The sequence below is a fragment of the Roseateles sp. genome (assembly GCF_019237615.1).
Taxonomy (GTDB): domain Bacteria; phylum Pseudomonadota; class Gammaproteobacteria; order Burkholderiales; family Burkholderiaceae_C; genus Pelomonas.
Genome location: NZ_JAFAGT010000089.1, coordinates 1 through 10292 on the forward strand (window position 1 = coordinate 1; position 10292 = coordinate 10292).

Below are 10292 nucleotides of genomic sequence, written 5' to 3' on the forward strand. Positions count from 1 at the left end.
GGGCGTGGCCACAGACTACCTGGAAAGCTACCTCGGCTGGTTCCGGGCGCTGGACCGCGCCAGCAAAAAACCACGCAAGTCCGCGCCACTGTTGGCTTTGGCATTGGGGCTGAATGACCATCACTAACTAACGATCAAAGAGCCCGCCTGAGCGCCACGGTGCGCGGGTTCCCTCACGCGACAACCGCTTCCCTTGCCCCCGTGACCGCGCTCACGGCCGGGGCTGCCATGGCATGAGCGCAGAGCTGGTAACCAGATGCAAGAGGCCGCGACGCTCGGGTTAAGTGCGCCCAGTCCTACAGGGTGGGGCACTGGCACCGGCCGAGGATGCGACCACGCGAAGCACTCGCGGGATCGATGCGGCGGCCCGGCCGCCGCAAGCCGATGAACGGAAACCGGAAGCAGTACCCATGAAATCCATCGCCATCACCCTCACCGCCCTGGCCCTCGCCGCATCCGCGCAGGCCCAGACCTCCAACTCCTTGAACAGCGCCGGCACCTACGGCCTGCTGTCCCTCGGGCAGGGCCACCTGAACGCCGACTGCAGCGGCACGCAGGCCTGCGACCGCAACGCCACCGGCGGCAAGGCCACGCTGGGCTACTCGTTCGGCAACGGCTTCGCGGTGGAAGGCGGCTATGCGAACTTCGGCAAGTTCCGCGCCTCCAACGGCGCCGTCGGCCTCGGCGCCAGGCCCGAGGCACTGTCGCTGGGCGCGGCCTATACGGCCGAGCTGACGCCGCAGTGGGGCCTGACCGGCCGCCTGGGCGTCGCCCGCGTCCACACCAAGGTGAATGCCGAGGTCGGCACGCTGACCGGCTCGGGCAGCGAGAACAGCACCCAGCCTCTGGTCGGCCTGGGCGTGAACTACGCGCTGACGCCGTCCACCCGCCTGGAACTGGGCGTGGACTCAACGCGTGCGCAGTACCAGGGCGAACGCGCCAACGTGCGCATGGTGTCGCTGGGCGCGCGCATGGCGTTCTGAGCGCGGACGCCGGCGCGCAAGGGGCCGCCCAGGGGCGGCCCCTGTCCTTGGCCTTCCTACACTGGCGGCATGGATTACGCGTCGTTAATCAAGGAAGTGGGCCGCGGCGCCCGTGGCGCGCGCGACCTGACGCGCGCGCAGGCCGAGGCGCTGTTCGGCGCGATGCTGGACGGCACAGTGCCCGAGCTGGAGCTGGGCGCCCTCCTGATCGCCCTGCGCGTCAAGGGCGAGAGCGCCGACGAGTTCGCCGGCTTCCTCGCGGCGCTGCAGGCACGCACGGTCGGCCTGCAGGCGCCCGCCGGCCCACGCACCGTGCTGCTGCCCAGCTTCAACGGCGCGCGCAAGCAGGCCAACCTGATGCCGCTGGTCGCGCGGCTGCTGGCGCGCGAGGGCGTGCCGGTGCTGGTCTTCGGGCGGCACGACTTCGACAGCCGGGTCAGCCCCTTCGAGCTGCTGGACGCGCTGGACCTCCCCGCCAGCGCGTCGCTGGCCGACGCCGAGCAGCGCCTGCGCGACGAGCGCCTGGCCGTGCTGCCTTTGCAAATGCTGAACCCTGGCTTGAATGCGCTGATGGCCCTGCGCCCGCGGCTGGGCGTGCGCAACAGCGCGCACAGCCTGGCCAAGCTGCTGGACCCCTTCCCCACCGGCCGCGGCGTGCGGGTGGTCGCGGTGACGCATCCGGAGTACCTGGACAGCATGTCCGCCACGCTGCCCGGCCTGACGGCGGGCGGCGGCCGGGCGCTGCTGATGCGCGCCAGCGAGGGCGAGGCCTACGCCCATCTGCGCCGCAAGGCCCATCTGATCGGCTTCCAGGACGGCCAGGGGGCGCCGCTGCACCCGGCCGACACGGCCGACCTGGACTGGCCGCTGTCGACGGCCTGCGCGCCGGCCGAGAACGCGGCGCTGATCCGGGCCATGCTGGATGGCCGCGAGCCGGTGCCGCCGCGCATCGCGGAACAGGTGGCCGTACTGAAGCTTCTGGCCACAAACTGAAGTTGCTTATTCGCGCTGGGCATAAGGCCCAAAAAACTCTGTAGTTCTGTTGCAGCGCAGCAGTCCCTAGAGTGGCGGTCTTCGCCTGATGACAGGCCAGCCCCTGCCCGCGATGTACCAGTACACCGATTTCGACCGCCGCTTCGTCCACGCCCGCGCCGCCCAGTACCGCGACCAGCTCGAACGCCACCTCCGGGGCCAGCTCGGCACCGACGAGTTCCGCGCGCTGCGCCTGCAGAACGGCTGGTACATCCAGCGCCACGCGCCCATGCTGCGCGTCGCCGTGCCCTATGGCGAGCTGTCCTCGCGCCAGCTGCGCCAGCTGGGGCGCATCGCCCGCGAGTACGACGTCGTCACCGAGGGACCGTTCGCCGGCCAGGGTGGCTACGGCCATTTCACCACGCGCCAGAACCTGCAATACAACTGGATCCCGCTGGACAAGAGCGCCGACGTGATGGAGTTGCTGGCCGACGTGGACATGCACGGCATCCAGACCAGCGGCAACTGCATCCGCAACATCACCAGCGACGCCTTCGCCGGCATCGCGCCCGACGAGGTCGTCGACCCGCGGCCCTACTGCGAGATCCTGCGTCAGTGGAGCACGCTGCACCCCGAGTTCGCCCACCTGCCGCGCAAGTTCAAGATCGCCATCAGCGGCGCGGCGGAAGACCGCGCGGCCATCGGCTGGCATGACATTGGCCTGCAGCTGAAGAAGGACGCCGCCGGCGCGGTGGGCTTCCAGGTCTTCGTGGGCGGCGGCATGGGCCGCACGCCCATCCCTGGCGTGGAGATCAATGCCTTCGTGCCCTGGCAGCAGATCCTCGTCTACATCGAGGCCATCGTGCGCTGCTACAACCTCGCCGGCCGCCGCGACAACCTCTACAAGGCCCGCATCAAGATCCTCGTCAAGGCCGAGGGCCAGAAGTTCTTCGACGCCGTCAACGAGGAGTTCGCTCGCATCCTGGCCGACGACCCGGCCGGCCACGAGCAGATCATCCCGCAGGCCGAGCTGGACCGCGTGGCGGCCTGCTTCGTCGACCCAGCGGGCGTGAAGGCGGCCGCCCCCGCGCAGCTGGACAGCAGCGACCCGGCCTTCGCGCGCTGGCTGTCCCGGAATGTCCACGGCCACCGCCTGTCCGGCTATCGCGCCGTCACGCTGAGCCTCAAGCGCGTAGGCATCCCGCCCGGCGACACGAACGCCGACGTCATGGACACCGCCGCCACGCTGGCCGACCGGTTCAGCCAGGGCGAGCTGCGCGTCTCGCACCGCCAGAACCTCGTGCTGCCCTGGGTGCGCGAGGCCGACCTGCCCGAACTCTTCCAGGCCGCCCGTGCCGCCGGCTTCGCGACGGCCAACGCCGGCCTGCTGACCGACCAGATCGCCTGCCCCGGCGGCGACTACTGCGCGCTGGCCAACGCCCGCTCGCTGCCGCTGGCGGCCCAGATCGCCGAGCGCTACCAGGACGCCGACGAGCTGGAGGATCTGGGCGAGATCGACCTGCACATCAGCGGCTGCATCAACTCCTGCGGCCACCACCACAGCGGCCACATCGGCGTGCTGGGCGTCGACAAGGACGGCGCCGAGTGGTACCAGCTGACGCTTGGCGGCAGCGACGGCTCCACGCTGTCCGGCACGACGACGCCAGGCAAGGTCATCGGCCCCAGCTTCGCGGCCGACGAGATCGCCGACGCCATCGACGCCGTCATCGAGACCTTCAAGCGCGAGCGCCAGGCCGGCGAGCATTTCATCGCCACCGTGCGCCGCCTGGGCCTGGACCCCTTCAAGACCGCGGCCAACGCCGTCCGCGTTTCGACCGCCAAAGCATGAAGTTCATCAACGCCAACACCTGCACCTGGAAGCACGCCATCGGCGAGGACGGCCCCAAGCCCGATCCCGACCCGGCTCCCGACCGACTGCTGACGCTGGAGCAGTGGCATGCCGTGAGGGGCCACTGGCCGGCGGACCTCAAGGTCGCCATCGAGTTCCCCAACGACGCCGACGTCAACGAACTGGCGCCCGACCTGCAGCGCATCGCCCTCGTCGTGCTCGACTTCCCGAAGTGGACCGACGGCCGAGCCTACAGCCAGGCCCATCTGCTGCGCATCCGCCACCAGTTCAAGGGCGCCATCCGCGCCCGCGGCGAGGTGCTGGTGGACATGATGCAGCTGCTGGCGCGCACCGGCTTCGACGAGGTCGTCATGCGCGGCGACCAGTCCGTCGCCGCGGCGCAGAAAGCGCTGGACCTGTTCGCGCCGGTGGGCTTCTACCAGGGCGACGTGGACGAGACGCGCCCCTGGTTCCTGCGCGGGAGCGCCGCGTGAGCGAGGTCAGCTCTCTGCCCTGGGCCGCGGCGCCCGCGGCCGGCAACGCCATGGCGCTCTACGCCAGGTGGACGCCGCAGCTCGACGCCAGGATCGAGGCGGCCCTGCAACGCCTGCGCGACGCCAGCATCGCGCATGGCGACGGCCTGGTGCAGAGCAGCAGCCTGGGCGTGGAGGACATGGTCATCACCGACCTGATCGCCCGCACCCGGCTGCCCATCGCCATCGCGACGCTGGACACCGGCCGGCTGCACCCCGAGACGCTGGCGCTGCCTGAGCGCATCCGCGAGCGCTACGGCCGCGAGGTCGAGGTCTTCAGGCCGGTGGCGGACGCCGTCGTGCAGTTCGTGCGTCGCGAGGGCGAGGACGCGATGTACAAGAGCATCGAGCTGCGCAAGGCCTGCTGCAGCTTGCGCAAGATGGAGCCGCTGGGCCGCATGCTGAAGGGCCGCTCGGCCTGGATCACCGGCCTGCGCCGCGAGCAGAGCGGCGCGCGCGGCGACGTGAGCTTCGACGAGGACGATGGCAGCGGCCGCCGCAAGATCAGCCCCATTGCCGATTGGACCTGGGCGGAGGTCTGGGCCTATGTCCAGAAGTACGACGTCCCCTACAACCCGCTGCATGACCAGTTCATGCCCAGCATCGGCTGCGCGCCCTGCACGCGCGCCATTGCCGTCGGCGAGGATTTCCGTGCCGGCCGCTGGTGGTGGGAGGACTCAACGAAAGAGTGCGGCCTGCACGTGAAGTCATGAATGCTGCTGTGAAACCCGAACAACTCATCGCCGACGTGGACCACGCCCATCTGGACGCGCTGGAAGAGGAAGCCATCTTCATCCTGCGCGAGGTGGCCGCCAGCTTCGAGCGCCCCGCCCTGCTGTTCTCCGGCGGCAAGGACAGCTGCGTCGTGCTGCGCCTGGCCGAGAAGGCCTTCAAGATGAAGAACGCGGCCCACCCGAGCGGCTACTCGGGCCAGTTGCCCTTCCCGCTGGTGCACATCGACACGGGCCACAACTTCCCCGAGGTCATCAGCTTCCGTGACCAGCGCGTCGCCGACATGGGCGAGCGCCTCATCGTGGGGCACCTCGAGGACTCCATGGCCCGCGGCAGCATCCGCCTGTCCCACCCGCTGGAAAGCCGCAACGGCCACCAGACCGTGACGCTGCTGGAGACCATCGAGGAGCACAGGTTCGACGCCCTCATCGGCGGCGCCCGCCGCGACGAGGAGAAGGCGCGCGCCAAGGAGCGCATCTTCAGCAACCGCGACAGCTTCGGCCAATGGCAGCCCAAGGAGCAGCGCCCCGAGCTGTGGACGCTGTTCAACACGCGCATCCGCCCGGGCGAGCATTTCCGCTGCTTCCCCATCAGCAACTGGACCGAGCTGGACGTGTGGCTCTACATCGCCCGCGAGAACATCCCGCTGCCGCAGATGTACTACGCGCACGAGCGCCAGGTCATCCGCCGCAAGGGCCTGCTGGTGCCGCTGACCGAGGTGACGCCGCCCGAAGCCGGCGAGACCGTGGAGACCGCCACCGTGCGCTTTCGCACCGTGGGCGACATGACCTGCACCTGCCCGGTCGAGAGCCCCGCCGCCAACGCGAGCGAGGTCGTGGCCGAGACGCTGACCGTCACCGTCAGCGAGCGCGGCGCCACCCGCATGGACGACCGCACCAGCGAAGCTTCCATGGAGAAGCGCAAGAAGGAAGGGTATTTCTGATGAAGGCGCTGCGTTTCCTCACCGCCGGTTCGGTGGACGACGGCAAGAGCACGCTGATCGGCCGCCTGCTGTTCGACGGCCAGGCCATCCTGGCCGACCAGCTCGACACGCTGGAGCGCCGCGCCGCCGGCCGCCCCATCGACCTGAGCCTGCTGACCGACGGCCTGGAGGCCGAGCGCGAGCAGGGCATCACCATCGACGTCGCCTACCGCTACTTCGCCACCAAGACGCGCAAGTTCATCATTGCCGACGCGCCCGGCCATGAGCAGTACACGCGCAACATGGTCACGGCCGCCGCCGGCAGCGATGCCGCCGTCGTGCTGGTGGACATCACCAAGCTGGACCTGGCGCAGGACGAGGTCACGCTGCTGCCGCAGACCCGCCGCCACTCGCTGCTGGCCCAGCTGCTGCGCGTGCCCAGCATCGTCTTCGCCGTCAACAAGATCGACGCGCTGGCCGAGCCCGGCGCCGGCTTCGCCAAGGTCAAGGCGGCCCTGGACAAGTTCGCCGCCGCGGCCGCCCTGAACGTGGCGGCTACGGTGCCGGTCAGCGCGCTGCGCGGCGACAACGTGACCCAGCCGCTGGACGCCCCCTGGTGGAGCGGCGAGTCGCTGCTGCAGGTGCTGGAGCGCCTGCCCACGCTGAGCGAGCGCGTCGACGCACCGCTGAGCCTGCCCGTGCAGTACGTGCAGAAGAACGCCCACCAGTCCGAGGGCACGGGCTTCCAGCCGCGCGTGCTGTGGGGCCGCATCGCCCACGGCGCCGTCAAGGCCGGCGACACCATCGAGGTGCTGCCGTCCCGGCAGACCGCCATCGTCGCCGAAGTGCGCCTGGCCGGCGAGACCGTGCCCAGCGTCGAGGCCGGCGAATCGGCCGGCCTGGTGCTGGACCGCCAGCTGGACGTCAGCCGCGGCGACTGGATCGTCACGCCCGGCTCGGCCACGGGCACCAAGACCTTCCCGGCGACCCTTGCCTGGCTGGACACCGAGGCCGCCAGGCCGGGCCGCAAGTACTGGGTGCGCCACGGCAACCGCTGGGTGCAGGCCCGCATCTCGGCCATCGACTCCGTGCTGGACATCAACACCCTGCAGCCCCAGGACACCCACGAGCTGCCCGTCAACGCCATCGGCCGCGTGCAGATGGAGGTGCAGCACGAGCTGCCGGTCGAGCCCTTCGCGGCCAACCGCGTCGGCGGCGCGCTGATCGTCGTCGACCCCGCCAGCCACCGCACCAGCGGCGCGCTGCTGGTGGATGTCCAGGCCGCCCCGGCGGAGGAGGCCTGGTGATGGCCGGCCGTGTGGTCTTCGTCAGCGCCGGCCCCGGCGCCGCCGACCTGATCACGCTGCGCGGCGCCCGTGCGCTGTCGCAGGCCGACGTCGTGCTGGCCGATGCGCTGGCCGACCCGGCGCTGCGCGAGCTGGCGCCGAATGCCCGCTGGATCTCCGTCGGCAAGCGCGGCTTCGAGCATTCGGCCAAGCAGACCGAGATCAACGCGCTGCTCGTCAAGGCCGCCCGGGAGCACGCCCTGGTCGTGCGCCTCAAGGGCGGCGACGCCAGCGTCTTCGGCCGCCTGGAGGAGGAGCTGATTGCACTGGCCGAGGCCGGCATCGCCAGCGAAGTGGTGCCCGGCGTCACCGCGGCGCTGGCCGCCGCCGCCCAGGCCCAGCGCCCGCTGACCCGCCGCGGCCGTGGCCGCAGCGTCAGCCTGACGACGGCCATGACCGAGGCCGGCGACCTGCGCGCCGCCCGCTCGGCCGACACCGAGGTCTTCTACATGGCCGGCCGCCAGCTGGCCGCCCTGGGCCGCCAGCTGCTGGCCGCCGGCTGGGCGGCCGACACGCCCACGCTGGTCGTCAGCCGCGCCGGCTGCGCCGATGCCATCACCAGCGAGCACGCCCTCGCCGACCTCGCACACGCGGCGCTGCTGCACCGCGGTCGGCCCACCGTCGTCACCGTGGGGACCGGCGCGAGTCTTGTCGGAGATCAGGAAACGCCGCGGCCGGCCTCCAATAAAATCGCCATTTCGCCCGAAATCCCGTCGATGAAGGCGCCCCTCACTGCCAAGAGCTCCCCATGACCCACGTCGTCACCGAATCCTGCATCCGCTGCAAGTACACCGACTGCGTCGATGTCTGTCCGGTCGACTGCTTCCGCGAAGGTCCGAACTTCCTGACCATCGACCCGGATGAGTGCATCGACTGCGCCGTCTGCATCCCCGAATGCCCGGTGAACGCCATCATGCCGGAGGAGGATGTGCCGGGCGACCAGATCCACATGATCAAGATCAACGCGGACCTGGCCAAGACCTGGCCCAGCATCACCAAGCGCAAGCCTGCTCTGCCCGACGCCGACGAGTGGAAGGACAAGACGGGCAAGCTGGACGAACTGATCCGCTGAATCCGGCGCGCCAGCGCCGCCTCGCATGCAAGAACAAGCCTCCCCGCGCGCCGACGCCATTCAGACCGACGCCGTCATCATCGGCGCCGGGCCGGTGGGCCTCTTCCAGGTGTTCGAGCTGGGCCTGCTCGAGATCAAGGCCCACGTCATCGACAGCCTGGCCTACCCAGGCGGCCAGTGCATCGAGCTCTACCCCGACAAGCCCATCTACGACATCCCGGCCGTGCCGATGTGCACCGGCAAGGAGCTGACCGACAACCTGCTCAAGCAGATCGAGCCGTTTGGCGCGAGCTTCCACCTGGGCCAGGAGGTCACCGTCGTGCAGAAGCAGGAGGACGGGCGCTTCCTGGTCGAGACCAACAAGGGCACGCAGTTCATCACCAGGACGGTGTTCATCGCCGGCGGCGTCGGCAGCTTCCAGCCGCGCACGCTGAAGGTCGAGGGCGTCGAGGCCTACGAGGGCACGCAGGTCCACTACCGCGTCAAGGCACCGGACCAGTTCGCCGGCAAGCACCTGCTCATCATCGGCGGCGGCGACTCGGCGCTGGACTGGGCGCTGAACTTCTGCGCCGCCAACCCCGACGGCAACCCGCACAAGGCCGAGAGCGTCATCCTGGTGCACCGCCGTGACGGCTTCCGCGCCGCGCCGGCCAACGTCGCCAGGATGCATGAGCTCTGCGACGCGCACGAGATGCAGTTCATCGTCGGCCAGGCCACCGGCATCGACGAGCGCGACGGCCGGCTCACGGGCCTCAAGATCACCGGCAACGACGGCATCACGCGCGTCGTGCCCTGCGACCAGGTGCTGGCCTTCTTCGGCCTCAGCCCCAAGCTGGGGCCCATCGCCGAATGGGGCCTGGCGCTGGAGCGCAAGCAGGTCGTCGTCGACACCGAGAAGTTCGAGACCAGCGTGCCGGGCATCTTCGCGGTCGGCGACGTGAACACCTACCCGGGCAAGAAGAAGCTCATCCTCAGCGGCTTCCACGAATGCGCGCTGGCGGCCTTCGGCGCGGCGCCCTATGTCTTCCCGGACAAGCGCGTGCACCTGCAGTACACGACCACGAGCCCCAAGCTGCACAAAGTGCTGGGCGTGGACTCACCGGTGTTCGACTGACGCCGCCATCAGGCCCGTGAGCGCCACCTGAGCAGGCAGCGCTCCCCCGGCATCAACCTGACCTGACGCGGTGCGTCACGGCAGCTTGACGCCCGCCCCGCAAGTGGCGCCCGTCCGCCCAGCAGCGCCATGCATGGGCCCCTGGCGCCGTGATCAGTGCTTGTCATTGCGCTTACGCCTCGTGAGCTTGCGGGCCTGTCCGACGTGGACAATCCGTGCTCAAGAAAGAGGAAAACCTGGGAGGAAACTGGATGAGCCAAATAGAGAAGCTCGGGAATACGCTGGCGCTGGCTGGCGCCTTTTTATTGGCCGGCTGCGCGGGCGTACAGCCCCATCTGGCCAAAGACACGCCTCATGCACCCGGCATGGGGTATATCGGCGGGGACTTCACCATCCGCAACGAGACCTTCCACTCAGGCTTCCAGTTGAAGGAACTGAGCACTGGCAACGAGTTCATCCTGTCTTTCGCGGGTAAGGATGGGGCGCCGGCGGGTGAACACGCGGTTGGGATGATCGCGGTCAAGCCCGGGCGCTACCTGGTCACCCACTGGGTCGCCTACAACAGGTTCTGGGGTACCCGAGGCGGAGTCGAGATGAAGAGGCCCGTGACGGACGGGCGCTTCGGCGCGCGTCAAGCTACTTGTCGCCTCGTTCACGCAGCCAATGGCTGAGTATTTCGGGAGCGCGAGGCCGCGGTGACGACCGAGTCGCGTTCCGGGTTGAGCGTGACGGACCCGATGGGGGACCAGTCCCGCGTGGAGCCTGACCA

At 69.7% G+C, this 10292-nt stretch carries 11 protein-coding genes and 1 pseudogene; all 12 read left to right on the plus strand.

All coding sequences use genetic code 11. The annotated features are described in order from the left end of the window. Positions 1–127 (plus strand): annotated as a pseudogene (locus tag JOY88_RS18630) (IS1595 family transposase); the annotation flags it as partial. Between the two features lie 283 nt (positions 128–410). Next, entirely contained in the window at positions 411–983 is a 573-nt protein-coding gene (locus JOY88_RS18635; RefSeq protein WP_293504133.1) for an outer membrane beta-barrel protein, read from the plus strand. 69 nt (positions 984–1052) lie between these two features. Then, positions 1053–1976: a DNA-binding protein YbiB gene (ybiB, locus tag JOY88_RS18640; protein WP_293504134.1), complete on the plus strand. Its 924-nt coding sequence runs from the start codon at positions 1053–1055 to the stop codon at positions 1974–1976. A 112-nt stretch (positions 1977–2088) separates the two neighbouring features. Further along, positions 2089–3804, plus strand: coding sequence for a nitrite/sulfite reductase (locus tag JOY88_RS18645; protein ID WP_293504142.1), 1716 nt, complete (start codon positions 2089–2091; stop codon positions 3802–3804). Then, on the plus strand, positions 3801–4298 hold the full coding sequence (locus tag JOY88_RS18650; RefSeq protein ID WP_293504135.1) for a DUF934 domain-containing protein: 498 nt from the start codon (positions 3801–3803) through the stop codon (positions 4296–4298). The genes JOY88_RS18645 and JOY88_RS18650 overlap by 4 nt, the downstream gene beginning before the upstream one ends. 50 nt (positions 4299–4348) lie before the next feature. Next, positions 4349–5050, plus strand: a complete 702-nt coding sequence (locus JOY88_RS18655) for a phosphoadenylyl-sulfate reductase (RefSeq protein WP_293504143.1) — start codon at positions 4349–4351, stop codon at positions 5048–5050. Further along, positions 5047–6012 (plus strand): sulfate adenylyltransferase subunit CysD, encoded by a 966-nt coding sequence (cysD, locus tag JOY88_RS18660; protein ID WP_293504136.1) that lies wholly within the window; start codon positions 5047–5049, stop codon positions 6010–6012. Before JOY88_RS18655 ends, cysD begins: the two co-directional genes overlap by 4 nt. Further along, positions 6012–7298, plus strand: a complete 1287-nt coding sequence (gene cysN / locus JOY88_RS18665) for a sulfate adenylyltransferase subunit CysN (protein ID WP_293504137.1) — start codon at positions 6012–6014, stop codon at positions 7296–7298. The genes cysD and cysN overlap by 1 nt, the downstream gene beginning before the upstream one ends. Then, positions 7298–8089, plus strand: coding sequence for a uroporphyrinogen-III C-methyltransferase (gene cobA / locus JOY88_RS18670; protein WP_293504138.1), 792 nt, complete (start codon positions 7298–7300; stop codon positions 8087–8089). Before cysN ends, cobA begins: the two co-directional genes overlap by 1 nt. After that, positions 8086–8409: a ferredoxin FdxA gene (gene fdxA, locus JOY88_RS18675; RefSeq protein WP_293504139.1), complete on the plus strand. Its 324-nt coding sequence runs from the start codon at positions 8086–8088 to the stop codon at positions 8407–8409. The genes cobA and fdxA overlap by 4 nt, the downstream gene beginning before the upstream one ends. Positions 8410–8434: 25 nt before the next feature. Then, positions 8435–9523, plus strand: coding sequence for an NAD(P)/FAD-dependent oxidoreductase (locus JOY88_RS18680; RefSeq protein ID WP_293504140.1), 1089 nt, complete (start codon positions 8435–8437; stop codon positions 9521–9523). Positions 9524–9738: 215 nt separating this feature from the next. Then, positions 9739–10194, plus strand: a complete 456-nt coding sequence (locus JOY88_RS18685) for a hypothetical protein (RefSeq protein WP_293504141.1) — start codon at positions 9739–9741, stop codon at positions 10192–10194. Positions 10195–10292 lie beyond the last annotated feature (98 nt).